The 24,639-nt window shown below is 69.7% G+C and carries 23 protein-coding genes and 1 tRNA gene; 4 read left to right on the top strand and 20 right to left on the bottom strand.

The window, feature by feature from the left end:
• Positions 1 to 22 precede the first annotated feature (22 nt).
• From JGS22_RS06150 to JGS22_RS06195, 10 genes are all read right to left on the bottom strand, one after another.
• Positions 23 to 532, bottom strand: coding sequence for a P-loop NTPase family protein (locus JGS22_RS06150; protein WP_211041856.1), 510 nt, complete (start codon positions 530 to 532; stop codon positions 23 to 25).
• Between the two features lie 96 nt (positions 533 to 628).
• Entirely contained in the window at positions 629 to 1,681 is a 1,053-nt protein-coding gene (locus JGS22_RS06155; protein WP_211041857.1) for a glycosyltransferase family protein, read from the bottom strand.
• Positions 1,678 to 3,396: a carbamoyltransferase family protein gene (locus tag JGS22_RS06160; RefSeq protein ID WP_211041858.1), complete on the bottom strand. Its 1,719-nt coding sequence runs from the start codon at positions 3,394 to 3,396 to the stop codon at positions 1,678 to 1,680. Before JGS22_RS06160 ends, JGS22_RS06155 begins: the two co-directional genes overlap by 4 nt.
• Positions 3,397 to 3,404: 8 nt before the next feature.
• Positions 3,405 to 4,355, bottom strand: coding sequence for a thymidylate synthase (locus JGS22_RS06165; RefSeq protein WP_096624679.1), 951 nt, complete (start codon positions 4,353 to 4,355; stop codon positions 3,405 to 3,407).
• Positions 4,352 to 6,199, bottom strand: a complete 1,848-nt coding sequence (locus JGS22_RS06170) for a glycosyltransferase family protein (protein WP_211041859.1) — start codon at positions 6,197 to 6,199, stop codon at positions 4,352 to 4,354. Before JGS22_RS06170 ends, JGS22_RS06165 begins: the two co-directional genes overlap by 4 nt.
• Positions 6,196 to 6,888, bottom strand: coding sequence for an HAD family hydrolase (locus tag JGS22_RS06175; RefSeq protein WP_236073047.1), 693 nt, complete (start codon positions 6,886 to 6,888; stop codon positions 6,196 to 6,198). Before JGS22_RS06175 ends, JGS22_RS06170 begins: the two co-directional genes overlap by 4 nt.
• Positions 6,889 to 6,919: 31 nt before the next feature.
• The gene (locus JGS22_RS06180) at positions 6,920 to 7,402 is read right to left on the bottom strand and encodes a DUF6082 family protein (RefSeq protein WP_211041861.1); all 483 of its coding nucleotides are present in this window, start codon (positions 7,400 to 7,402) and stop codon (positions 6,920 to 6,922) included.
• 94 nt (positions 7,403 to 7,496) lie between these two features.
• Positions 7,497 to 7,751, bottom strand: a complete 255-nt coding sequence (locus JGS22_RS06185) for a hypothetical protein (RefSeq protein WP_211041862.1) — start codon at positions 7,749 to 7,751, stop codon at positions 7,497 to 7,499.
• A 130-nt stretch (positions 7,752 to 7,881) separates the two neighbouring features.
• Positions 7,882 to 8,313, bottom strand: coding sequence for a hypothetical protein (locus JGS22_RS06190; protein ID WP_224354190.1), 432 nt, complete (start codon positions 8,311 to 8,313; stop codon positions 7,882 to 7,884).
• Positions 8,314 to 8,447: 134 nt separating this feature from the next.
• Positions 8,448 to 8,972 (bottom strand): ATP-binding protein, encoded by a 525-nt coding sequence (locus tag JGS22_RS06195; protein WP_308405539.1) that lies wholly within the window; start codon positions 8,970 to 8,972, stop codon positions 8,448 to 8,450.
• Between the two features lie 132 nt (positions 8,973 to 9,104).
• Between JGS22_RS06195 and JGS22_RS06200 the strand changes: the two genes are divergently transcribed.
• On the top strand, positions 9,105 to 10,352 hold the full coding sequence (locus tag JGS22_RS06200; protein WP_211042580.1) for a helix-turn-helix domain-containing protein: 1,248 nt from the start codon (positions 9,105 to 9,107) through the stop codon (positions 10,350 to 10,352).
• A 51-nt stretch (positions 10,353 to 10,403) separates the two neighbouring features.
• On the opposite strand, the gene cutA is transcribed toward JGS22_RS06200, so the two are convergent.
• Complete coding sequence (gene cutA, locus JGS22_RS06205) at positions 10,404 to 10,730, bottom strand: divalent-cation tolerance protein CutA (protein WP_211042581.1); 327 nt, start codon at positions 10,728 to 10,730, stop codon at positions 10,404 to 10,406.
• Positions 10,731 to 10,882: 152 nt separating this feature from the next.
• Positions 10,883 to 11,170 (bottom strand): hypothetical protein, encoded by a 288-nt coding sequence (locus JGS22_RS06210; protein WP_211042582.1) that lies wholly within the window; start codon positions 11,168 to 11,170, stop codon positions 10,883 to 10,885.
• A 91-nt stretch (positions 11,171 to 11,261) separates the two neighbouring features.
• Between JGS22_RS06210 and JGS22_RS06215 the strand changes: the two genes are divergently transcribed.
• Positions 11,262 to 11,921: a helix-turn-helix domain-containing protein gene (locus JGS22_RS06215; RefSeq protein ID WP_096624663.1), complete on the top strand. Its 660-nt coding sequence runs from the start codon at positions 11,262 to 11,264 to the stop codon at positions 11,919 to 11,921.
• Entirely contained in the window at positions 11,918 to 13,534 is a 1,617-nt protein-coding gene (locus tag JGS22_RS06220; protein ID WP_211042583.1) for a tyrosine-type recombinase/integrase, read from the top strand. Before JGS22_RS06215 ends, JGS22_RS06220 begins: the two co-directional genes overlap by 4 nt.
• Positions 13,535 to 13,602: 68 nt before the next feature.
• Here the strand turns inward: JGS22_RS06220 and JGS22_RS06225 are convergent, their stop codons facing one another.
• The 3 genes from JGS22_RS06225 to JGS22_RS06235 all read right to left on the bottom strand — a co-directional run bounded on the left by JGS22_RS06225 (position 13,603) and on the right by JGS22_RS06235 (position 16,045).
• On the bottom strand, positions 13,603 to 14,802 hold the full coding sequence (locus JGS22_RS06225; protein ID WP_268980887.1) for a helix-turn-helix domain-containing protein: 1,200 nt from the start codon (positions 14,800 to 14,802) through the stop codon (positions 13,603 to 13,605).
• Positions 14,792 to 15,469, bottom strand: a complete 678-nt coding sequence (locus JGS22_RS06230) for a hypothetical protein (protein WP_211042584.1) — start codon at positions 15,467 to 15,469, stop codon at positions 14,792 to 14,794. Before JGS22_RS06230 ends, JGS22_RS06225 begins: the two co-directional genes overlap by 11 nt.
• A gap of 502 nt (positions 15,470 to 15,971) precedes the next feature.
• Positions 15,972 to 16,045 (bottom strand) — tRNA-Thr (locus tag JGS22_RS06235).
• 207 nt (positions 16,046 to 16,252) lie between these two features.
• On the opposite strand from JGS22_RS06235, the gene trxA reads away from it, so the two are divergent.
• The gene (gene trxA / locus JGS22_RS06240; protein WP_211042585.1) at positions 16,253 to 16,585 is read left to right on the top strand and encodes a thioredoxin; all 333 of its coding nucleotides are present in this window, start codon (positions 16,253 to 16,255) and stop codon (positions 16,583 to 16,585) included.
• 94 nt (positions 16,586 to 16,679) lie between these two features.
• Here trxA and JGS22_RS06245 read toward each other — a convergent pair whose 3' ends face one another.
• From JGS22_RS06245 to tmk, 5 genes are all read right to left on the bottom strand, one after another.
• Positions 16,680 to 16,976, bottom strand: coding sequence for a hypothetical protein (locus tag JGS22_RS06245; RefSeq protein ID WP_211043812.1), 297 nt, complete (start codon positions 16,974 to 16,976; stop codon positions 16,680 to 16,682).
• 70 nt (positions 16,977 to 17,046) lie between these two features.
• Entirely contained in the window at positions 17,047 to 17,916 is an 870-nt protein-coding gene (locus JGS22_RS06250; protein ID WP_211043814.1) for an IS5 family transposase, read from the bottom strand.
• 239 nt (positions 17,917 to 18,155) lie between these two features.
• Positions 18,156 to 19,742 carry an alpha/beta hydrolase gene (locus JGS22_RS06255; protein ID WP_211041026.1) on the bottom strand — a complete coding sequence of 529 codons (1,587 nt, stop codon included), beginning with the start codon at positions 19,740 to 19,742 and terminating at the stop codon, positions 18,156 to 18,158.
• A 119-nt stretch (positions 19,743 to 19,861) separates the two neighbouring features.
• Complete coding sequence (locus tag JGS22_RS06260) at positions 19,862 to 21,073, bottom strand: DNA polymerase III subunit delta' (RefSeq protein ID WP_211041025.1); 1,212 nt, start codon at positions 21,071 to 21,073, stop codon at positions 19,862 to 19,864.
• A gap of 320 nt (positions 21,074 to 21,393) precedes the next feature.
• Positions 21,394 to 24,507 (bottom strand): dTMP kinase, encoded by a 3,114-nt coding sequence (tmk, locus tag JGS22_RS06265; protein ID WP_211041024.1) that lies wholly within the window; start codon positions 24,505 to 24,507, stop codon positions 21,394 to 21,396.
• Positions 24,508 to 24,639 lie beyond the last annotated feature (132 nt).

Genomic DNA, 24,639 nt, shown 5'->3' on the forward strand with positions numbered 1-24,639 from the left:
CCTGACCGGGGGCACGGACCGGTCAGGACTGCTCGGCGGCCACCTTCCGCAGCCAGCGGCGCGTCTGGCGCCGGTTGGCCAGCAGCACCACATCGGCGCCGGAGCCGAACTCCTCGATCTTCGCCATCACGCGGGGCCGCATCTTGCGCCGGTACGTGGCGACGTACTTGATCACGCCCCAGTGGATGCGGTTGTGCACCCCGTTGCCCTTGTGTCCGGCCCCGTGCCGGATCTGCCGGGAGAAGATCCCGTACAGCGCAGCCACGGTCGACACGTCCATCAGGACCACCGTGTCGCAGGCTTCGAGCCGTACCTGCAGCGTCGAGTTGTAGTTGCCGTCGATCACCCACCGCGGCTGCGCGACCAGCTCGCGCTGGACGTCGGTGAACTTGTCCATGGGCAACGGGTTCCACTCGCCGTCGTAGAACGCGGCGTCCAGGTGCGTCACCGGGGCATCGAGGATCCTGCCCAGTTCGCGGGCCACGTGGGATTTGCCGCTGCCTCCGCAGCCGACGATGGCGACCTTCTTCATGGTGCTCCAGCGTAGAGAGGTTCGGGTGTCCGGCGGACCCATCCTCCGGGACGCGCCCGGAGGACCCGCGCGCCGTGGTCGATCGAGCGGTCTGCATCAGGCAGCTCCCCGCTCGGTCGCCGTGGTCTGGAGGAGGCCGTGCAGGACGGACTCCAGGGTGTTGACCTGCCTGCACAGGCCGAACAGGCGCAGGCGGTCCACACATGCGGCGATCAGGGCGGCGTGCTGCTCGGTGCCGGCGATCTCGCTCAGGTAGGAGAGGCGTTCGAGGACGTCGTCGCCGGAGCGCACGACCAGTTCCTTCGGGACGAACCGGTCGGCGAAGCGGATGTCCGCCGGGGCCAGCGGCAGGCAGCCGGCGAGCACGGCCTCGAAGATGCGCTGGGTCATCTGCCCGACGGCGGCGTACCGCTCGGGCAGCATGAGTACCGTGGCCAGGGACCGGCCGTAGACGCCGGCGGCGTCCTCGAACGGGATCCGGCCCGCGAAGCGGACGTGCGGCCAGCGGCCGGTCTTCGCCCACTTCCCGGCGACCAGGTGCTCGACGCGGGCGGCTGCCGGGGCGAAGAAGCGGTCGAAGGGCTCGTCGCGGTCGTACTGGTTGCCCACGTAGCCGAGCGCGAGATCCCGGGGCCGCGCCGCCAGGGTGTGGGGATCAGCCTGGGCGAGGAGGTCCTCGGCGACGGGGAAGAGCAGCGAGTGCGCGCCGAGCGTCGGGGCGAGCGCGGCCTCGCAGACGCGGGTGTGGGCCGTACGGCGCCACACGCTCTCGGCGCGCAGGGTGCGGTCCTTGTCCCAGATGATGGTGGGCGTCTGGGACCGGACCGTGTAGTGGTTGATGAGCTGTGCCTGCCGGTGGAGGTCGCAGGTGTGCCCCTCGCTGCCGCACACGGTGGTGCTGCGGCCGGGGATGGCCCAGCGCCACTCCAGGAACAGGGCGTCGATGCCGGGCAAGCCGTCGTCGAAGGTGTACGCGCCGCCGAGGTCGTCACCGGCTTCGAGGCGGTCGCGGTCGGCTTGGAGGAAGACGATCTCGTGACCGCGGGCAAGGAGGGCGTCGATGAAGGGGCGGCGGTGGCTGCGGCCTCCGTCGGGAGTGTCGGTGACACCGTTGCCGAGGAAGCCCCAGAAGCTGTATCCGATCTTCATTTGGTGATCCACCGCCCTTCGAGGAGCAGGGCGTCGAGGCCGGAGTTGGCCAGGCAGTCCAGGGCCATCTCGGGTGTCCCGCAGATCGGCTTGCCCTTGACGTTGAGCGAGGTGTTGATCAGCACGGGGATGCCGGTTCGGCGGCCGAAGGCGGTCAGCACCGCGTGCATGAACGGGTTCTGCGACCGGGTGACGGTCTGCAGGCGGGAGGTGCCGTTGGCGTGCACAATCGCCGGCACCCGCTCGTGCGTCAGGTCCGTCACCCCGGAGGCCATGGACATGTACGGGGCCGCTTGGCCGAGGGTGAAGAACTCGGCGGCGCGCTCGGCCGGGACCATGGGGGCGAAGGGCCGGAACGGCTCGCGGAACTTCACGGTGGCGTTGAGCCGCTCGACGACGCCGGGCTCCAGCGGGGAGGCGAGGATCGAGCGGTTGCCCAGGGCACGCGGCCCGGCCTCAACGCCTCCCTGGAACAGTCCGGCGATCATGCCGTGGGCTAGCTGGTCGGCGAGGAACTCGGCGGTCTCGATGCCGAGGGTCTTCTGGCTCAGGCCGGGCCAGGGGGTCAGGTCGAGGGGCTGGTCCTCGTAGGAGGGGCCGAGGTAACAGCGGCGGGCGATGCCGGCGACCGGGCGAGGGCTGCGCCCATCGACATGCACGGCGAGGGCGGCCCCGATGGCGGTTCCGGCGTCTCCGGGCGCCGGCGGGACGAACACCTCGTCGAAGATGTCAGCCTCGATGATCTTCCCGATGCTGACGCAGTTCGTGGCGACGCCGCCGCCCACGCACAGGCGCCGGGAGCCGGTGAGCACACGGGCGCGGCGGGCAAGGTGAACCATCACCTGCTCGGTCCGTTCCTGGAGGGCAGCCGCCAGGTCTCGGTGGACGTCGGTGAGCGGCTCGCTCGGGTGCCGCTCGGGGCAGGTCTCGGCGACGAATCGCCGGGATGTCCTCGGGTATCCCGAGCTGAGGGTGCGCGTCGGGAAGTAGCCGGGGTGGATGCGAAAGCCCGTGGCCGTCGTGCGGACGGCCGTGGTGAACAGGTGCCGGAAGCGGGCTGGGTCGCCGAGGGCGGCCAGCGCCATGACGGTGCCTTCCTCGTCGCCCCGCCGCCAGCCCAGGTGCTCGGTGACGGCGCCGTACACGTAGCCGAGGGAGGCCGGGTCGTTGATCGCTTCCAGGGTGTGGACGCGGGGGTGCTGAACGCCGTGGCCGTGGGCGATCGTGGTGGTCTGCCGCTCGCCGAGGCTGTCGACGACGAGTACGGCCGCTTCGTCCCAGCCGGAGGCGGCGTAGGCCGTGAGCTGGTGGGCTCGGTGGTGCAGGACCGATGTGACGCGGGCCGAGGGGAACTGGCTGCCGAGGACGCGCAGCCGCCGCCGGGTGCGCAGGGCGACCTTGGCGAACCCGTGGGCGCGAGCCAGGCTGCGGTCGCGTGTGGCCGACGAGAGCGCCATGCGCAGGGCGACGGGCGACTCGGCGAGGTAGCGGGCGGGCTGGAAGTTGTAAGCGACGGCGTCCACGTCGCTGGCGCTCAGCTTGGCCTGGTCGAGGAGCCAGCCCACGGCGCGAGCCGGGTAGAGCTTGGTGTGCTTCTGCTCGGAGAGGCGTTCCTCCTCGACGAAGCCGACGAGTTCACCGTCGACGAGAAGGGCGGCCGAGGAGTCGTGGGTGTACGAGCACAGGCCGAGGACGACGGAGGGGGTGCGCTTCATGGCGGCGGTCACCTTGCCCCTGCCGTCGCGGCGCGATTGGTCGAGCGCCGCTCCAGCTCTCCGTACCAGGCGGTGAGGGCTTGGCCGAGGGGCCCGTCGATCGTGTCGGCCGCCCGCCACGCCTGCTCGCGCTTGCCGTCCTTCCACAACCGGTAGCTGCGCAGCGTCTCGGCCATCGCGTCCCAGCCGGGGTGGCCGGTCACGTCACGGGCCTCGACCTGGTCGAGCAGGCCGTCGAAGCCGTTCCAGGGTGTTCGCAGGTCGGGCATGATCCCGCTTGCCGGGAGCGAGGTGAGCGTGTCGGCCTGTTCGATGTGCTCGTCGTAGATGTGCAGCGAGCCGATGTGTAGGTGAAACTCGCCGAGTTCGGCGTCGAGCCATCCGGCGACCAGCTCGTGCAGCACGGTGTAGAAGAACACGTCGTACGGCATGCCGATCCATACGTCCTGGCCGCGCATCATGGTCGCCATGTGCAGGCGGCCGGCGCGCAGGTGGAACCGGAACCCGAGGGTGCACGGCACGTCCTTGTGCCCTGCGGCGTCCTGGGCCGGGTCGTAGAGCTGGATCAGGGCTCGCCGGGAGTCGGGGTCGGCTTGGAGGATCTCGACGACGCGGGCGAGCTGGTCGACCTTGCCACCCCAGTTCCGCATCCTGGGGCCGTACGCCCCCAGGAGGACGCCTTCGTCGGCGAACTGCCGCAGCCGGTTGTTGTAGTCGAAGATCCACGGGGCGTCGGAGCCAGACAGGTGCCAGACCGTCTCGGCCACGGCGAAGGCCGGATTCACGATGCGGGCGGGCGGGGCGTAGAGCAGGCGAGCACGCGGCTGGGTGAGCAGCAGGTGCACATCGCGGACTTCGTGGGTGGCCATGCCCCGGGGGCTGATCTTCTCGCCGGACTTGGCCAGCGTGACGGCGCCGGAGAACAGCTCGGCGATGCTGTCGGCCGTGAGGGATGTCATCGGACGGATGCTCCTTCGTCCTTGGGCGACGCAGCGGCGCCCGGGTGGTGGTGGGTGGAGTCGTCGGCCCTCGGGCCGGAGGTGGCGCGGTCGGTGATGAGCCGGGCGATCCGAGTGGCGCTGTCGCCGCGCCACCGGCAGACCGCGTCCAGGGCCGCCCGCGGGATCGGCGCAGGGCCCGCGCGCAAGCCGGAAAGTGCTTCGGCGACCTCATCGGCGGCCTCGCACCGGGTCGCCAGTCCGTGACTGGTCAGGCCCAGGGTGCGTTCGCCCGGCGGGCCGATTTCGAGGACCGGGATGCCGAGCAGCGCGGCTTCGATCCCGCACGTCGAGTACGCGCTCACCAGGACGTCCGCGCCGGCGAGGCAGCCTCGGGCTCCGACTCGGGGATCGACCACCGCGATGGGCGGCCCGGCGTCCCGCTTCATCAGAGCGGTGAAGGCGTCGGCTCCCTGCGCCGGGTGTGGAGCGATGACGAGCCCCCAGTCGCCGTCCGCCTCGGCAAGCCCGTCCAGGAGGAGGTCCACGTGGGACTTGAGGTGATCGGGGTTGAAGGGCTGGCAGGCCCACACCGCGATCCGGGTCGGCGCGCGTCGGCCCCCCGGAGCGAGCAGGTTCTCCAGGTACCGCCGTTGTGTCTGGCGGCTCAGGCTGGTGAGGACGTCGAAGCGGGGCTGCCCGAGGACGTGCACCTCGGCCTCGGGGTGGCGCGCCCACCCTCGGCCCAGGGCAAGGTCCCGCTCGCCCATGACGATGATGTCGCGGCTGTGCAGGGCCGGCCAGGCGACCGATTCCGGCGTCCACGCCCCGTGCTGGACGTGCACCGAGTTCGCTCCGTGCCGCTCGGCGGCGTGCGCGGCCAGCACGCCCAGCGGGCTGGTGTCGTTGCTCAGTAGGACGGTGTGCGGCCGGGTGGTCGACAGGATGTCGTCGAGCCAGCTCTCCGCCCGCACCACCGTCCGCCACGACGGTTGGGTGCAGCCCCCGCTGGTCTCCAAGAGAACGGACAAGAGTCGTACGAGCCGGGCAAGTTGGATTCCGTGGCCTTCCACTTGGACGACGTGCTCGTCGTCGGGGCGGTGGAGGCCCTCGGCGGTGCCCGAGATGGTGAAGAGGTCGCTCGGAGCCGCTCGCAGCTCGAAACCCGTTGCCGGTCCCGCGCTGCATCGCTCGGCGGCATCAGTGGCGAGATCGAGCAGGAGGCTCCTCTGGCCGCCTCGCGCCAGCTCGGCGAGAACGGGGGTCAGCGTGGCGGCATGGCGGGAGGTCCACGACAGCGCCAGAACGTCCTGCCGTCCGAGATCCGAGGGGAGCGGCCTCGGCTCCGCGTTCGCCGTACTCGTCCGGGCGCGGTTCCGGAGCTGGGCGGAGCGGGTCGGGTTGTGCGGTGCCGCAGCACCGAGCACGTACGCGACGCCGGACCATGTCACGGTGTAGGCCAGGTACTCCCGCGAGCTGCTCGAACGCAGTCCCACGAGACCTTCGTAGGGGGCCAGGATCAGGGGCCCTGGGGCGGAGGCGAACGGTGCCCAGGAGTTCAGGGCCAGGAGCTTGCGCACGATCTCGGCGACGAAGCGTCGCACGGGGACGTGCTGAACGTGGAGCCAGTCGGCTCCGCCCGGGGTGGCGGCCCACTTGGCGCTGTAGCGGTCGACGGCCTCCATGACGTCTTCGACGCCGGAGCGCAGTAACTGCTTGTCGACGGCCGTCGCATCAAGCTCCGTCGTGTGGATGTGGTCGGTTCGCGCGTGCGCCAGGGCGCCGGTTCCGACGAGAGTCCACGTCGGCTTCCCGACGTTGGAGGAGCGGACCAGGCCGAGGCCACCACTGGTGCGGGGGCTCACACCGTGCTCCCCTCGACGAGCTGCTTGGCGGGGAGGAGGCTCAGCAGTTCCCTGGGGGACCAGACCGTCTCCGGGGCGGGAGCCGTCGGCTGCCCGTAGCCCCACCCAGCGTGCACATAAGGGACGCCGGCACGTGCGGCCGACTCCTGGTCGACCGCCATGTCACCCACGTAGACGGCGGAGGCGGGGTCGACTCCCAGGTCGACCAGTGCTAGGAGGAGCGGGTCCGGGGCCGGCTTCGTTCGGCCCGCGCCGGCGGGCGTGCGGATGGTCGCGAAGGGACACCCGAGGCGCGCGAGGAGCGGGGCCGCCCGGTCGACGTGCTTGGACGTCACGACGCCCAGCCGCCAGTCGGCGGCCACGAAGGCGTGGAGCGTCTCGACGATGCCGGCGAACTCCTCCGCGAGGTGCGCGGTGGCCACGGACTCCGCCTCGTACGTCCTACGGACCGCCTCGGCATCGGTCACGCCCAGGCGCTCCATGATGTCCCCGAACTCGCGACCCAGGTGGCGCTCGTAGTCACGGAACGGGAGCGCGACGCCATGGACCTCCTGGACCCTCTGCCACGCCCTCCGCATCACGGGACGCGTGTCGAGGAGGACCCCGTCGAGGTCGAGGAGAAGAGCGCGCGACCCGTGGTCGCTCGGCGCGGCCGGGGCGGGTGGCGATCCGCAAGCGGGAACGGTCATGATCATCCTCTCGTCAGGGTGTCGTCGTGCCTCAGAGGGCCGAAGCCGGGGCAAGTTCCAACTCGGGGTACTGGGACGGACCGCCGGCCTCCTCGAACGCCGCGTCGAGCAGCGCCACGTGCAAGCGGTCCCATCGCCCTCGGGACTGCAGAGCACGCCCGTGGCGGGTCAAAGCCCACGCCTTGAGGGCCGTCGGGTCCTGCATGAAGTTCCGCGCGTTCTGCCGCAGGATGGCGGGGGTGAACACCCTGAGATTGAGGCCGGTGCGCCAGAACTCAAGCCACCACTGGCACATCAGGAGCGGACCCGATTCGTCGTCCTTGACGTGGTCGGGGTGGTTGCGCACCCAGATCGGGTCCAAGTCCGGGTGGGTGGTGGCGACTTCGAGCATGCGGCCGTGAGCCTGGTGCACTGCCAACTCCAGGGACTGGCGGTGCTGCTGGCGACGCTGGGCGATGTGCAGCGCGGACGCGAGGGCGATGGTGGTGGCCAGAGCGAGAACGGGACGGTTCATCTGCGACCTTTACTCGGGGATGGATGGGGCGGTGCGGCAACCGGCGGCGGCATCCGGGGCAGTGGTGGTCGCCGTCGTGTTCGCTTGAGGAGAGTCAGGCCGCGTCCGGCGGGCCCTCAGCCGACGGCGAGGTCAATCGGTCCGGCACGGCCAGCAGGCGCGCGAGCCGGTGAAAGCGCGAGAGGTCGAAGCCACGCCCCTGAACCTCACCAGCGGGCACGGCGAAGAGGTCGATCCCCTCTTCGCTGGGTGCCGAAGGGGCGGCCTCCCTGATGGCGAGGAGCGCTTCGCCCTGCTCGCGGTGCGGCAGGAGGCGCGGCGCACGATCGATGTGTCCCTCGAAAGTCATGGTCAGCCCTCGGTCAGGTGTATTTGAAGGTGAAGACGAGCACGACGCTCACGGTGACGATCAGGGCGATCTGGGCGCTGATCTGCCGCCAGCCCCAGCCCTTCCTGTCCATCCAGCGCAGCGGCCGCCTTCAAGTTGGCGCGACGGGCTCCTCGGAGATCACGAGGTGGAGAAACGCCCGGCAGTGCTCGCCCAGGTGTTTGATCACGGCGTGGTACTCGTCGTCATCGGAGCTGATGTTGTGCCGGTCGAGGACGAGCACGCCGTCGGCCAAGCCCTCTCGGAGCTGTCGCTCGGCTTCCCGCCAACCAGGTCGATCCCAAGGCGGCGTGTAGACGCCCTGGCTCGCACTGGATGCCGGGAGGTACGTCGTGGTCACCGGGACCGCCACATCGTGGAGCCGGGCGGTGATCGCGTAACCGAGCTGGTCGGCCTCAGCCTGTAGCGTCCCCCAGTCCTCGTCAGGTCGGGCCCTCGGACTCGGTACCAGGCTGTACGCCAGCACGCGCAGCGGCTGATCGGCCTGCGCGCCGACGGTCTGACGGTAGAAGTGCTGGCGCACGCCTCGGAGTTGGCCAGCTCGGGACCGGCGCTTCACCTGGGCAGAGGTGCGAGGCCAGCTCGGGTAGTCACGGCCAGCGGTCGGCGCCCCACCGCCCGTGTGCTTCTCTCGCCCCCGATCAAAGGCGACGAGGCTCAACACGTCGGCTCCGTGCTTGAGTGCGTTGTGCGGCGACATGGGGGTGCCTCCGTGAGAGTGGGGATGACCGCGTACGTCGTCCGGCCGCCGTCCGCGACGCCCCACCGAAGCGACAAGCAGGCGACGAGGTGCAGCCCTCGACCGCCGAGGCCAGCGGCACTCGCACGTCGCCGCCTCGCCGGTGCCGTGCTGTCGTCGGTGACTCGGATTCGAAGCTCGTGCTCGTCGTGTCGCAGTCGCAGTCGCAGTCGGACGTCCCCGGAACCGTGAATGATCGCGTTGGACACCAACTCCGAGACGACGAGCCGGGCGTCCTCTGCCGGCGTCTCCGGCAACGACCAGTGCTTCAACACGGTGGCCGTCGTTCGTCGCGCTTGAGCGACGTGCACATCTACCGGCTCCATGGCCATCTCGAAGACGTGAGAGGCCAGCGGACACCGAGCGGTTGAGGCGCCGACGGCGTGGGCGCCACCGTCGTCGCCCCGAGGTCGGGGCGGCGTTGCTGTCCGGTGCGTGGTCATGAGCACATCGCACCGTGGCTGCGCGATCCGGGACAGGGGAAACCGGAGGGGGGAAATCTTTGTCAAGGGGGGAAAATCAGGGGGGGAGTTGAGGGGAGTATTGGCTTTCTCCCACGGATAGGGGTCAGACTCATGGCGGTGGATCCATTTGCCGAGTTGCTCCGTCACCTGCGGCGTAACGCGAATCGGACGCAGGACGAGCAGGCCGGTGCGATCAACGCCGCCTCCGGCCGGGCAACGGTGACCCGCCGGGAGGTGAACCGGTACGAGAACGGTGCGAACGTTCCGACGGACCACACCCTGGGGAACATCGCTTTGGCCTGTGGCGTCCCGCTGGAGCCGCTACTGCGCGAGGCGAAAGCCGCCCGCGCCAGGCGGCGAGAGAAGAACAAGGCCGAGGCGGAGGACCTGGACGACGTGAAACGCCGAACGCTGCTGGGAGGCGCAGTCGTCGGTGCGGCTGCGGCTGCCGAGCCCTGGGGCCGACTGGCCTACGCACTCAGCAAGGGTTCCAAGATCGACCCTGAGTCCGCGGCGGTGCTTATTGATCATGCCGCCACGTTGCACGTGGACGAGCTGAACGAGAGTGCGCTCAGCCTGCAGTCCCGCGTCGAGGCGCACTTGGACGCGATCACCGCAGCCCTTCCCCGCGCCGGAGCCCACGAGCGAGCCCTGACCATCGCGGCCGGGGAGACTGCCGCTCTTGCTGGGTGGGTCGCCTGGGACCTCGGCCAGCAGGACAAGGCCACTTCCTATTACGGAGTGACCTCGGAGTGCGCGAAAAGGGCCGGACACCCTCCGCTGCGCGCTCTCGCTCTGGGCTACGCGAGCTACGGTGCCCCCAGCCCGGCGAAGGCGCTGGAGATGCTTTCGCAGGCAGCTCAGGACGTACGCGGACGCGGCAACGCAACCGCCGCAGCGTGGGCTCTGGGCCGGTACGCGGAGGAAGCCGCCCAGTCAGGCGATGACGCTGGCGCCCTTCGTGCTCTCGATCAGGCCAAGTTCGCTTATGACTTCGCCGACCATACGAGCGAGCAGGCGTGGGTCCGCTTCGTGACGCCATACCGCATGGACTCGTTAACCCTCTCGGTCTATGGCGAACTCGCGCGTCAGGAGCTGACCGCCACGGCCGACTCCGCAGTCAAGCGCCTCGGCGGCGAACTACCCGAGTCCGGCGTGGTCGTCCTGGGTGACCTGGCGTCCGCCCTTCTGCGCGGCGGCGACATAGATCGCGGAGCCTACGTAGCGCACCAGTTCGCCGCAGCGGCGGAGTCGAAGCCCAACACCATGGGCCGGCAGCGGGCTCAGGCCATCGCTGCCGGGCTCCCCGACACTGAGCATGACCTGGCCAGCCACCTGCTGACGTTCGCGACGCTGTGAAGCGTCGAAGCGCACAGGCTCAGCGAGAGCAAGGCGCTGTAGTGGAGACCTCTACCCCGGGCGCGTCTCGTCGACGACCCAGGACAGGTACGCCTCCGACCCTCCGGTCACAGGCAGCGTGACCCACTGGGGGACGTCGTACGGGTGCCTCTCGTGCAGCCATGCCTCTAGCGCGGGGAGGCGATCCGACGACGTCATGTAGGAGATCCGCCACTCCTGAGCCGCCTCGACCTTCCCCTGCCACCAGTAGAAGGCGGTGATGGGCGCATCGATGTGGACGCCCGCCGCCAGTTTGCTCTCAACAGCGCCTCTGGCGAGGGTCTTCGCCTGCTCCTCGTTGTCACTCGTCGTCTGCGCGATCACGATCTCGGGGTCCATGCGGCTACCTCTCCAGCTCGGGTACCGCGACCCTACCCAGAGGGCTGACGCAGTCGACAAGCGCTGGTCGCCCGGATCCGGGCCGAACGTACCCGTCGGACTTCGGCCCACTGGACCGCGCAGCTCGCCTCCGAGGGGTGCGCGGAACTCCCCTACGCGGCGAGGTCGTGCCGCTCGCTGCCATCGGGCTCTCGACTGCCGCCGGGCTGCTGGCGCTCAAGGCCCAGCAACTTCAGCAGGTCGGCCGTGACCACTCGGTAGGCGTTCCCTAGGCGCAGCACCCTGACCGGGTACTCCCCCTGCTTGGCGAGCCCATACCCGGTGGACCGTCCGATCATCAGCGCCTTGTTCGAGGTGTCGAGATCGATCACCGCCGGAAGAGCGAGCAGCTCGTCGCTCGTCAGTCCTCGCTCCGCTCCTGCCGTCTTAGGTGCTGCCATGACGCTCTCCTGACGTTTACGCGTGCCGTAGTGACGCGAAAGATGTATCACGGAGTTGCGGCAGCGCCTTTTCGCTTCTTAGGGTGTCACCATGACACCTGATCAATGGTCGACAGCGTTCACCGGTCGGATCGCTCAGCGCCTACGAGACTCGCGCCGGGCCGCCGGCCTCACGATGGCCGAGGTCGCGCAGGAGTGCGCGGCCCGCGGCATGCCGGAAATCACCGAGCACTCGATCAAGAACCTGGAGTCCGGACGCAAGACGAGCGTCAGCGTGGCGGACGTCGTCATGCTTGCCGACGTACTGGACGTCCCGCCGGTCACCCTGTTGTTCCCGCTCGGTTCTTCGGCGGCGGTCGAGGTTCTGCCGGGCCGCGAGCTGTCCACCTGGGACGCGGTCGCGTGGTTCACCGGTGAGACACCTCTGGATGATGCGGCCCCCGAGGGCTCGCCCCGGGACGTGCTCGACAGCTTCCGACACCATGGCGACCTCGTTGCCGCGTCGATGTCCTCGTACGACTTGGCGCAGGAGCGGCGACGAGTAGCCAGCACCACTCTGGACCGCAGTCGCCGAGCCACGCTTCTTGAGCGGGCCGAGGGATACGAGGCGCACGCCTTCGAGGACGCCCAAGAGCTGCGCGCGTACCGAGAGCGGATGCGTCAGCGCGGCCTCACCCCTCCGGCCCTTCCTGACCGACTCGCCTTTGTCGACGAGCCCGACATACACCCCGAGGCCGAGGAGCGTGAATGAAGAAGGGCACCATCACGCGACGGTGCCGGTGCACTGACCCCGAGACCGGCAAGGACCTCGGGGCGTCGTGCCCGAAGCTCCAGTCGCGACGGCACGGGACCTTCGGGGTGTTCCAGGAGCTGGACCCCGCCCAGGACGGCCGACGACGGCGGTTCCGTCGTGGTGGCTTCGAGACCTCCACCAAAGCCCAGGAGGAGCTGGGCAAGGTCCGCGCCCTCATGGCGATTCCCGAAGAGGACGACGCATGGGGCAGGACGCAGATCAGCGACCTGCTGGAGGACTGCGTCAAGGAGAAGACCCCTCTGCCGGACTACGACGAGACCCGTCGCCGGTTCCAGACGGGTCAGTCGCTCAACTCGAAGACCACCGTCGGGGAGTGGCTCGACACCTGGCTGGCCGGGCGGAAACGTCTGCGCCGTGGCGGTGCGTCGCGCTACGAATGCGACATCCGCGTCCACCTCAAGCCGCACCTCGGGCACCTTCGCCTCGACAAGCTCCGAGTCCACCACATCGACAAGATGTTTGACGCCATCAACGAGCGGAACATCGAGATCCAGGAGCAGAACGCCCAGCGACGCGCGGTCGCCGACGAGCTGAAGGCCACCCCGAACAAGGGAGCCGAGAACCGGGCGCGCCGGAAGTGGTTCCGCGCACAGCTCGACGCGATGCCGCCGTTCCGTCGAGTCACCGGGCTGAACACCCAGCCTCACATCCGCGACACGCTCCGGGCCGCGCTCAACGTCGCCATCGCTCAGCAGGTCATGCCCGACTTCAACCCGGCCGCTCACGTCGAGCTGCTGCCCGGTACCAAGCCGAAGGCTCTTGTCTGGACCGAGGAGCGCATCGCTCGTTGGCAGGAGACCGGCAAGCGGCCGTCGCCAGTCATGGTCTGGACCCCGGAGCAGACCGCCGTCTTCCTCGACTTCGTCGCGGGAGACCGGCTGTACTTGCTCTGGCGACTCATTGCGTTTCGAGGCACTCGGCGAGGAGAAGCGTGCGGTGTCCGCTGGGAGGACTACTCCGCGAAGCACTGCTCGCTGGCCATCGCCACGCAGCTCGTCCAAGACGGCTGGGAGGTCCACGAGGGTGCGCCCAAGACCGACAGCGGCCTCCGACTGATCGCCCTGGACGGCGAGACCAACGAGGGCCTCCTCACGCACAAGGCTCGCCAGCAGACCGAGCGCGAGGCGTGGGGTGAGGGCTGGCAGAACACCGGTCGTATCTTCACCCAGGAGGATGGCTCCCTCCTCCACCCGGGCAAGGTCAGCGATCTGTTCGAGCGCCTCGTGGAGGCGGCCGGCCTTCCACCGATCCGCCTTCATGACCTCCGACACGTCGCCGCGACGCTGATGCTCGCGGCGGGCGTCGACATCAAGGTCGTCTCGGAGACCCTCGGCCATTCGGACACGCGGATCACGCGGGACATCTACCAGTCGGTCCTCGACGACCTGGCGCGCGACGCCGCCGAGAAGGTCGTGCAGCTCGTACCTCATGCGCGTAAGGCGCTGGCGGCTGTTCCGGACGTCGTGCCGCAGGTAGACCCCGCGTCCCGTCTGCCGAGGATGGCGCCGCCGCGTAAGGACGACGCGGCCCAGCAGAATCGTTCCGCCTGACCTCTAGGAACGCATAGTCGAGGACATCTGCTACCGGCATCGGGGCCCGTGAGCCCCGATGCCGGCGTCTATCCCCCGGCCGAAGGCTGTCTGGCCACAGACGGAGCTGCACCGAGGTGCAGATCCGGGCGAGGATCTTGTGCGAGCAGTTTGAGTACCAGGTCTGCAGGCCAGCGCAGCTCATCAGCGAGCCGCTGGACAGTGATGCCCTTGCGTTCAGCCATCTCGAAGGCTCGCTGCAAGAGAACCGGAACCTCTCCCGGAAAGCCCTGCACCGGCGTATGCGGCAACAGCCCCTGCCCCCGCAGGGTTCTGAGGCGCTTCCATCCTCGACTGCTTACCGCTTCAGTATGGAGGCCGAGCTCTCGGCAGCGGACCAGGAGAGAATCCAACGACACGCCCCAGGTCTGCTGTAGCCGCCCTAGGACCGTGAAGTCGACCCGCGTCGGAAGCGAGCCCGTCAGCCGTGCCGCTGGTGTGAGAAACTCCGCCGCGAAGGCGTCTGCCTGACGTTCGTGCTGGACATCTCCGGGGTGCGCTTCACCGTGCAGCAGGAGGTGACCCAACTCGTGCGCGCAACTGAACCGATGGCGGTACACGTCGTCGCGCTCGTCGTTGAGCACTACGACAGGACGGGTAGGCAACCTAGTCGTGGAGAAGCCATCCAGCTTCCTGCTGTCCGCGTTGGGAAACGGAAGAGCTGTCACCACGATGCCGCGCGATTCAAGCAATCGAACCAGGTGAGAGATCGGTCCATCACCTAGGCCCCAGCGTGCACGAAGAGCGCGCGCAGCCTGTTGGGGATCGCTGGGTAGGTCAGGGATGGTTTCTCCGCCGTCCCAGCCAGGCAGGTCAACCGTCGGCAGCCGGACATAACTCTCCAGCTCATACACCAGCTCCCACAGCAGCTCCGTAAAAGACACGCTCCGCTCACGCTCGCGGGCAGGAGCCGAGCGCAGGGAACGGAAGTGCACGGCTGCCGTATCCAGGCCGGCTCGGGGTCGGCCAGCGGTGAAGAAGGCGCTGGGCATGCCGAGGGCTTCTGCCAGTCGACGGACCTGCTCCGGCCGGGGCCGGATAGCTCCTGCTTCGTACTGACCGACCGCGGCGGGCGTTACGTTGATCTTTGTCGCCAACTCCTTCTTGGTCCAACCAGCTAGGCGCCTGGCCTGCGTGAGTCGAGCGCCGTCGAAGGCCGCTGCGACTGACGCAGAGAGGTCGAGTGGCAGAACGGGTGCCACCGAGAGTGAAGATCGCTTAGTGCTCATTGCTTTCGTTCGCGGTGTCGTCCGCGTCTTCCAGGTTGATGGGGGGCTCCGCGCCGGTACCGAATCCGGGAGTAGAGGGGTCGATGGGCGACACGACGGAGATTCCGCCGGTACCGCCTTCAGCATCTGTGATGGCCAGAGGTTCGAGCCACTCCCAGGACACCGAGCCCGACAAGTCCAGTTTGGCTTCCCCGACGAAGCAGTTGAGCAGGCCGCCCTCCCGGTTACTCGCGTAGGCGAGCAACAACATCTTGGGCTGCTCGGGCAGTTCCTCGAGTGTCTCCTCCAGGTCTTCGAAGGCCCACTCCTGACCGTCAATACCGTCACTGATGCGAAGCGCGGTCTGTACCTGCGGCGCGAGCTGACCGTAAGCGGCGAACATCTCGCTGCGGATCTGCGAGGTCCGGATCTTCATCCCCCGCACATCCGTCGTCGAGTCACTGGCGTAGCAAACGGGGTAAAGGATGGCGTTTCCGACGCCGAGCATGAAGGTGCTTCGCACCCGCAGCGGCTTGGCCTCGGGAAGGGCCTCGAGCTGGTCCTGGTCCTTGAGCGCCCCGACGGTGAACCGCCAACGATTCGTCCCGAAGGTGTGGCCGTCGCTGTACTTGCTGAACTCGTACGCGTCGACCGCTTCTTGCGTCCCCGTCTTCAAGGACCAGATCACGTGCTTGCGAACTCGTGGGGCCGAGACCCCGACCAACTGATCAAACCGAGAGCCGTGCAACGTCAAGGAACCCACCCCTAGTAGGACAGTTCAACGCCCCAGCGGACTTTACCGCTCGACGGGATCATGCTGCATCACTTTAGTTTCTGCGTCAATCTCGACACGGCTCGGAATCCACACGACAACTGGGACCGACAACTCAGGTCGAGGCGGCGATCACCCCACACGCCGGGTCACCGCGCCAGACACTGTGGGAACCGGCCAACTTCCCCACCGTCGATCGCGACCGCAGGGCTGCGGGCCCACCCCTCAGTGCTTACACCTCGGAGAGGCCACCGGATCGACCGCCCGTCCACCGCTCTGCACGCCCGCTGCACGCCTGTCCACCGGCTGTCCACCGGGGGCGATCATGAGGCGCCGGGCGGGCAGCAGTGCCCACAGAAAAGGATCATGAAAAGCACAAAACCCCAGGTCACGGCGAGTGAGTCCTGGGGTTTCGCTGAGCCGCCTTCGGGATTCGAACCCGAGACCTACGCATTACGAGTGCGTCGCTCTGGCCGACTGAGCTAAGGCGGCGGATGGCGTGGGACCGTCTTGCGGTCGCAGCCGGGACAAGTCTACACAGTCGTCGGGGGTGCTCGGACCGGGGGCGGGCGGCGCTGAGGTGGGTGTTGGACACCCCGAGTGGGGTGGGGGAATATCTGCTCCCGGGGCTCCGTTGTGCCGTGTGTACGGCGGCTTCCCGCCCCACGGAAGTGCACGCAACGAGCAGAGGAGACGACTGTGGCCGGCACCCTGAAGGATGTGACGGACGGATCGTTCGAGGCGGACGTCCTGAAGAGCGAGAAGCCCGTGCTGGTGGACTTCTGGGCCACCTGGTGCGGCCCGTGCCGCCAGATCGCTCCGGCGCTGGAGAAGATCGCCGAGGAGCAGTCCCACAAGATCGAGGTCGTGAAGGTGGACACGGACAAGAACCCGGTCACCGTGGCCCAGTACGGCGTGATGTCGATGCCGACGCTGGCGATCTTCCACAAGGGCGAGATGGTCAACCAGCTGATCGGCGCCCGTCCGAAGGCCGGCATCGAGAAGTTCCTGGGCGAGTACATCGGCCAGTGACGGCCTGCGGGATCGGCCGACAGGGCCGGTCCCGGGCCTGCCGGCCGAGGTCGACAGGGGCCGTGCCGGTGCGGTCGTCGCATTAGGCCGTGTTTTAGAAGTCGCGGGCGGCCAGCCATTTGGTGAGGTCGCCCGCGATCCGGTCACGATGGTTCTCGATGGCGATGTCGTGCTCGCGGCAGGTGGTGTCGTGGCGGACGATCTCGAATCCGTCCTCGTCTAGGACGGAGACAGAGGCGAACCAGGCTGGCTCGTCCTCGTCGGGCTGGATGACGATGAAGGTGTTGTCGCTGTCGTTCAGATCGCTGATCAGCATGAATAGGGCATCCTCGGACGGGTCGTCGACGTGGTCGCCGTTCTCGCTGTCGGCGCAGTAGTGCCCGGCGGCCACAGGTCCTCCCCATGTGCGTGCTGATCGAACCGGTGGCCAGGATGGCACGGCCGGACGACCAGCCGATGGGTCACAGCCACTGGTGGATCGCCGCGATCTGCACGGTGGCCTCGAAGCGGACCGCCAGCTTGTCGTAACGCGTCGCCACCGCCCGGTGTTGCTTGAGCCGGCTGATCCCGCACTCGACCGCATGTCGGGCCTTGTAGTCCTCCCGATCGAAGGCCGGTGGCCTGCCGCCCACACGGCCTCGACGCTTGCGGTGGCGGATCTGATCGGCCGGCTCGGCGATGGTGCACCGGATCCCGCGTCTGCGCAGGTAGGCACGATTCGCGCGAGACGAGTACGCCTTGTCACCCCGCACCCGCAGTGGCCTGCGCCTGGGGCGCCCGCCACCGACCTTGGGCACCCCAATCGCTTCGAGGACCGGTTCGAACTGCGGGCTGTCACCCCGCTGTCCTGCCGTGACCAGCAGCGACAGCGGCTTCTGGCCCTGCTCGCAGGCCAGATGAATCTTCGTGCTGAACCCGCCCCTGGACCGTCCCAGGCCGTGATCGTCCGGCTCTTGGCCGACCCCGCCGGGCGGCTCCTTCTGCCCGACCCCGTCTCGGCGGGCACCAGCGGCGTGCTGATGAGCCCGGCAGACCGTGGAGTCGACGTTCACCTCCCACGTGACCAGCCCGGCCGCATCGGCCCGCGCCTGGAGCGAGGCCAGCAGCCGAACCCACACACCCTCGCGTTGCCACCGGCGGAAGAGCCCATACACGGTCTGCCAGGGTCCGTACTCGCCCGGCAGATCACGCCAGGGAACACCGGTCCGCACCCGCCACCGCACCCCGTCGATCAAACGCCGACGGTTCTGCGGCCGACGACCCAACCTCACCGCCGGCAACAACGGCTCCAGCACCGACCACTGCTCATCAGAAAGATCCCCTCGCCCCACACCATGATCATCACGCCGCAAGGCAAGACCCGGAGACCAGTTCTAAAACACGGCCTAGTGCCGTACGCCGGTCCGGCTTCGGTCGACCGGCCCGAACGGCGATTTGGCGGCTGCCCGCCGGTTTCCCGAGTCCGCTCGGAGGACCGGCGGGCAGCCGCCAAACGTGCATTGCGCCCCGCCCCGCCAAGCGCCGGGCTGCGCGCTGCCGGCCACGAGCTGCGACGCGGCGGGCTGCGCGGCTAACCGCAGCGCTTGCCGTCCTCCGGCATCGTCCCCTCCAACAAGTAGGCGTTGACCGCCGAGTTGACGCAGTCGCCGCCCCGCACATAGGCGGTGTGGCCGTCGCCCTCATAGGTGAGCAGCCGCCCGGAGGCGAGTTGCTCGGCGAGGCTCTCCGACCAGACGTACGGGGTGGCCGGGTCCCGGGTGGTGCCGACCACAAGGATCGGGTCGGCCCCCTCGGCCTCGATGCGGTTCGGCTCGCCAGTGGGCTTCGTCGGCCAGTCGGCACAGGCCAGCGCCTCGTAGGCGAAGCCGCGCCCGAAGACGGGCGAGACCTTCTCGAAGCCTGCCACCGCCTTCTCCGCCTCCTCGGGGGTACGGAACGCGGCGGGCTGGTCGAGGCAGTTGATGGCGGCGTTGGCGTACATCATGTTGCTGTACGAGCCGCCGGGTTCGCGCTCGTAGTAGTTGTCCGAGAGCAGGAGGAGACTCTTGCCGTCGCCCTTCTCGGCTTCCTTCAGCGCCTCCCTGAGCGGCCCCCACATGCTCTCGTCGTACATGGCGAGGATGACGCCGGTGGTGGCCAGCGACTCGGTGAGATCACGCTTCGCGTCACCGGTGCTGAGCGGCTTGCGGTCGACCTTCTCGAAGAACTCGCCGAGTTGACGGCCCGCGTCCTGCGCACTCTTCGTGCCGAGCGGGCAGTCGGAGCGCTTGACGCAGTCCTCGGCGAAGGCGGTGAACGCCGTGTTGAAGCCGGCTGTCTGGTCGCGGTTGAGCTGCTCCGCGTCGAGTGAGGGGTCCAACGCGCCGTCCAGCACGAGCCGTCCGGCCCGGCTCGGGTACAGGCCGGCATAGGTGGCACCCAGGAGCGTGCCGTAGGAGAAGCCGACGTAGTGCAGTTTGCGGTCCCCCAACACCGCCCGCAGCACATCCAGATCGCGTGCGGACTCGACCGTCGAGACATGGCCGAGGAGCTTGCCGGCCCGCTTGCGGCAGCCGTCGGCGAAGGTCTTCTTCATCCGGACGAGCTCGGCGACCTCCTCCTCGGTGTCCGGAGTGGAGTCGACCCGGGTGTGCCGATCCATCTGCGCATCCGTCAGGCACTCGATCGGCTCGCTCCGGGAGACGCCGCGGGGGTCCATGCCCACCAGGTCGTACCGCTCCCGCACCTGCGAAGGGAAGCTCGGGCCGGCCGCCAACTGCACGTAGTCCACGGCCGATCCGCCCGGACCGCCCGGATTGACCATCAGGGAGCCGATTCTGTCCGAGTCGCCGTCGGCTCTCTTGCGCACGACGGACAGCTCCAGGTCCTCCTCGGCGCGCGGATTCCCGTAGTCCATCGGCGCCTTGAGGGTGGCGCACTGAAAATCCTGGCTGCCGCAGTCGTCCCAGTCGAGCTTCTGCTCGTAGTAGCGCTTCAGGTCCGCCGGGAACGCGGCGGGCAGCGGCTCCAGAAGCTTGTCCGTGCCCTGCTGCCGCTCCATCGCGGGCGGCGTACCGGCGTCGTCAGTACCGCCCGAACTCCCCGACGTACAGCCCGCGAGCAGGACCGCCGCCGCGGCGAGCGCCCCCGAGGTACGGAAAAGCCTGCTGATTGCCATGCTGGCCCCTCGCCACGTGATCGGTCTCCACCCCGCCGGGCCTCGGGCACTGGCACTCCCCGCACGTCGGCGACCGCACCGCGTTCCGCGGACCCGGCCGCCGAACGAGCGTATAACGGTCAGCCGGTGCGCAGGCTCATCGTCATCGACTCCACCGCGAGCAGCGGTGCGACGTTGCGGTCCAGCGCCTGACGGCACGCCAGGATCGCCTCCATCCGCCGCAGCGTCTCCTCGGGACGACCGCGCGCCGCGAACTCCTCGACCGCATCCTGCACTTCGGCGCCGGCACCCAACCCCGTGGAGGTGCCGAGCTGGTGGGCGAGGACATCGCGGTAGAAGGAGGTGAGGTCGGTCAGCGCCAGATCGAGCGAATCGCGCTGGGTACGGGTGGCGCGCCGCTTCTGCCGGTCCTCCAGCTCCTTCATCGCACCCGCGGTGCCGCGCGGCATCCGCTTGCCCTCCGCCCCTCCCAGCGCGGTACGGAGCTCATCGGTCTCCTTCGCGTCGAGCTCCTCGGCGACCTGCTTCGCGTCCTCGGTCGCCGCGTCGATCAGCTCCTGCGCGGCCTTGAGGCAGCCCCCGACACCGGACATCCGCTGCGGCAGCCGCAGCACCGCTGCCCGCCGCGAACGAGCCCGCGCGTCCGTCGCCAGCCGACGGGCCCGTCCGATGTGGCCCTGCGTCGCACGCGCGCACCCGTGGGCGAGCTCGGGCTCCACTCCGTCGCGCCGCATCAGCAGGTCGGCGACTGCCTCGATCGGCGGGGTGCGCAGCGAGAGGGACCGGCAGCGCGACCGGATCGTCGGCAGCACGTCCTCGGTGGAGGGGGCGCACAGCAGCCAGACCGTACGCGGCGCGGGCTCCTCGATCGCCTTGAGCAGGACGTTCCCCGCGCCCTCGGTGAGCCGGTCGGCGTCCTCCAGGACGATCACCTGCCAGCGGCCACCGGACGGCGACATCTGCGCGTGCCGGACCTGCTCGCGGGTCTCCTTGACGCCGATGGTCAGCAGATCGGTGCGGATCACCTCGACATCGGCGTGAGTGCCGACCAGACTCGTGTGGCAGCCGTCGCAGAAGCCGCAGCCCGGCACTCCGCCACGGGCCCGCTCGGGATCGACGCACTGCAACGCCGCGGCGAAGGCTCTGGCCGCGGTGGCCCGCCCTGAACCCGGCGGGCCGGTGAACAACCAGGCGTGGGTCATCGCCGAACCGCTCGTACGCGGCTCCTCACCCGCGCGCGCAGCGGTGACGTACGCGTCCGCGTCCACCGCGGCGGCCGTCAGCTGGGCCACCACCCGCTCCTGCCCGACCAGGTCGTCCCACACCGCCATGGCCAGCCCTTTCACCGCTGTACGTGCTACCGCCGTCCATTGTGCGCGACTCCACTGACACATCCCGCCGCACTCACCGCGGGCGCGCCGAACTCCCGCCCGCTTGCGGGGAGTTCACACCGGCCGCACGGCTCGGCCCGGGGCAGCGCCCGAGGGCGGCAGCACGAAGGCTCCTGCGCTCCGGCAGCAGCACGAAACGCCTCCCGCACGTCGAGCGGCAGAGGCGAGGCGCGAAGCCGCGCCACCGCCCCGGGCCCGCCGAGCCGCCCGAGCGACGCCACTGCCCGCTCAGCGCCGCGTCGGATCAGCTCCTGGCCGGATCAGCGGCTTCCGCCCCGCGAGTCGCCGTTCCCCTCTTCGCCGTACGGGCCGAGCAACTCGTCCGCAAGGGTGGGGAGATCGTCCATCGGTGTCTCCTCGGCCCAGTCAGAGCGGGGGCGCTGCTGACGCGGCCGGCCCTGCTCGTCCACCTGGGGCAGCTCCCTGGTGCGGTCGGCACCGCTCTCCTCGGCCTGCACCCGGGGAAGCAGCGAGGTCTCGGCCTCGTCAGGGGCGAACTGCGGCAGCACGGTGGTCTCTTCGCTCGTGGACTCGGGCACCGCCGGCTGCGGCGTCTGCACCGTGTCCTCGTCCGAACCGGACGACTTCGGCGCAGAGCGCTTCGCGCCCGCGCCATCCGCCGCGTCCGCACTCCGCGTTTCCTCCGCCGTACGAGCGTCCTCCGCCTTGCGGGCCTCCTCGGCCCGGAGAACCGACTCGGCCTCCCGACGGCCCCGCTCCTCCTCGGCACGACGGGCCTCGGCCTGCTGCCGGGCCTCCTCGGCCTGACGCTCCTCCTCGGCCCTGCGGGCGGCCTTCTCCTGCCGCGCCTGCTCGGCCAGCAGCAACGACTCCTCGGCCTTGCGCTGCTTCTCCAGCCGACGCGCCTCCGCCTCGGCCCGCAGCCGCTCCTCGCCTTCCTTCTGGCGCCGCAGCCGCTCCTGCTCCGCTTGGCGGGCAGCCTCCTCGGCCTCGCGGCGCTTGCGCTCCTCCTCGGCGCGCTGGCGGGCTTCCTCGGCCTTGCGGCGAGCCTCCTCGGCCACCCGCGCCTCCTCGGCCCGGCGCTGGGCCTCTGCCTCCTGGCGGCGGCGCTCCTCCTCGTCGGCGCGCAGCTTCGCCAACTGCTCCTGGCGCTCCCGCTCCTGGCGCTCTTCCTCCGCCTTGCGGGCGGCCTCTTCCTCCTCGCGCCTGCGGCGCTCCTCCTCGGCCTTGCGACGGGCCTCCTCCTGCTGCTCGAGCTCCTTCTCGGAGAGCGGCAGCACGAGGTCGAGACGGTGTCTTACGACGGTGGTGACGGATTCGGCCTCCTGGCCGGCGTCCACCACCAGATAGCGCACCGGGTCCGCGGCGGCGAGCGTCAGAAAACCTGACCGGACCCGCTGGTGGAACTCCGCGGACTCCGACTCCAGCCGGTCGGGAGCCTCGGTGAAGCGCTCGCGCGCGGTCTCCGGGGAGATGTCCAGCAGCACGGTCAGATGCGGAACGAGCCCGCTGGTGGCCCAGCGCGACATCCTGGCGATCTCCGTCGCGGACAGCTCGCGCCCGGCTCCCTGGTAGGCGACGGAGGAGTCGATGTACCGGTCGGAGATGACGACGGCGCCCCGCTCCAACGCGGGCCGCACGACCGAGTCGACGTGCTCCGCGCGGTCCGCCGCATAGAGCAGCGCCTCGGCCCGACCGGACAGCCCCTCGGAGGAGATGTCCAACAGGATCGAGCGCAGTCGCTTGCCGATCGCGGTCGCGCCCGGCTCGCGGGTGACGACCACCTCGTGGCCCTTGTCCCGCATCCACGTCGCGAGCGCCTCGACCTGGGTCGACTTGCCCGCGCCGTCGCCTCCCTCGACCGCGATGAAGAAGCCCGTGGTCGACGGTGCCTGGGCCGGGTCGTCGCCGCGCAGCGCGTCCAGCAGGTCGCGCCGCAACGGGACGCCGCCCCGGTCGTCGACCCGGCTGAGCACCAACGCCGCGACCGGCAGCAGCAGGGCTCCGGCCAGCACCAGGGTGAATCCCGCGCCGTCCTGGTCGAGTACGAAGCTGCCGCTCTGCACCCGGTGCTGCCCGATCAGCGCGGCGAGCACCGGCGCGACCACGGCAGCGAACGCCACCGCGATCCGAACGACCGCGGCCAGGTGCTCCGCCATCCGCGGGCGGCGGAACTCCTCGACCTCCAGATCGATCAGGGTGTGCGCGGTGTGCGCGGCGACACCGGCGCTCACACCGGCGAGGAACGCGGTGAGCAATGCGGTGGCGGTGTCGGCGAGGAGGCCGGCGGCGATGAGCGCACCCGCGCAGACGATGAGCGCGAGCCCCAGCAGCCGGCGCCGCGGGAGGGTCGGCAGGATGCGGCCGGCGAAGCGGATACCGACGGCGGTGCCGCCGGTCAGCGCGAGGGCCAGCAGCGCGAAGGTGACCGGGCCGCCACCCAGGCCCATGGCGTGCAGCACGGCGACGGCCACCGCGGCGGCGATCGCGGCAGCGACGGCGGCGGCCGTCACCACCAGCAGCGGTACCGCGCCGGTGCGACCCTTGTCCGTGCCCTCGGCGTTCTTCGGGCGCCGCAGCCCCTCCAGCGGGGAGCGCGGACGCGGGGTGCCGGTGGACGGCAGCTGCAGGAAGACGAGCACGGAGACCGATGCCGCGAAGAGACCGGCGGCCACGTAGGAAGCCAGCGCGGCCTGGTGCTGGGTGAACCAGTCGATGCCGGAGCCCAGCAGGTTGCTCAGCAGCGTCACCACCAGCAGCACCGAGGCCGCAGCAGGAACGGCGAGGAAGCTCGTGCGCAGCGAGAGCCGGCGCAGTGCGTCGTTGTGGTCGGGCAGCGGCCGTACCGCGGCGCCCTCGGCCGGCGGTGCGGGCAGCAGCGCCGGAGCCGCGCTCTGACCGGCGACGGTCCAGAAGCGCTCGGCCACACCCGTCACGAAGACGGTGATCAGCAGAATCGCGTACGCGTTGTCCGGGGACCAGGTGATCCACAGCGGCGCGACGATGAGCAGCGCACCGCGCAGAGCGTCCGTGACGATCATGGTCCAGCGGCGGTCCAGCGCGTTCCCCGGAGCGACCAGCGAGGACAGCGGCCCGAGCAGCACCGCGCCGAAGAGGAACGTGGACAGCAGCCGCGTACCGAAGACGGCCGCGACGACCAGCGCGAGCCCGCTATATCCGGCACCGAAGACCGGCTCGCCGCCGGTGAGCACCACGCTGAGCGTCGCCTGCATCGCGAGAAGCGTCAGGACGAACAACGCCAGTACGTCGGCGACACCGCTCACGCACTGGGCGCTCCACAGGCGCCGCAACGGAGCATGGCGGACCAGAGCCCGAATGGCACGTTCGCGGGACTCCGCGGCCAGGGCTTCGGAGGTGGGGTTCACAACCGTCGGCTGCTCTGCACGCGTCATATCGGTCAGCGTATCCGCAAGCGCTGACAGCCGAGCAGGCTACTGCCCACCCGAACGCACAGGGCGCGGCAAGGTGTGCGCTTATGTCCGCCTCGCCCGTTGTGAACCTGCCGAAGGGGGCTCCACCGCAAC

This window comes from Streptomyces tardus, from assembly GCF_018101125.2.
GTDB lineage: Bacteria > Actinomycetota > Actinomycetes > Streptomycetales > Streptomycetaceae > Streptomyces > Streptomyces tardus.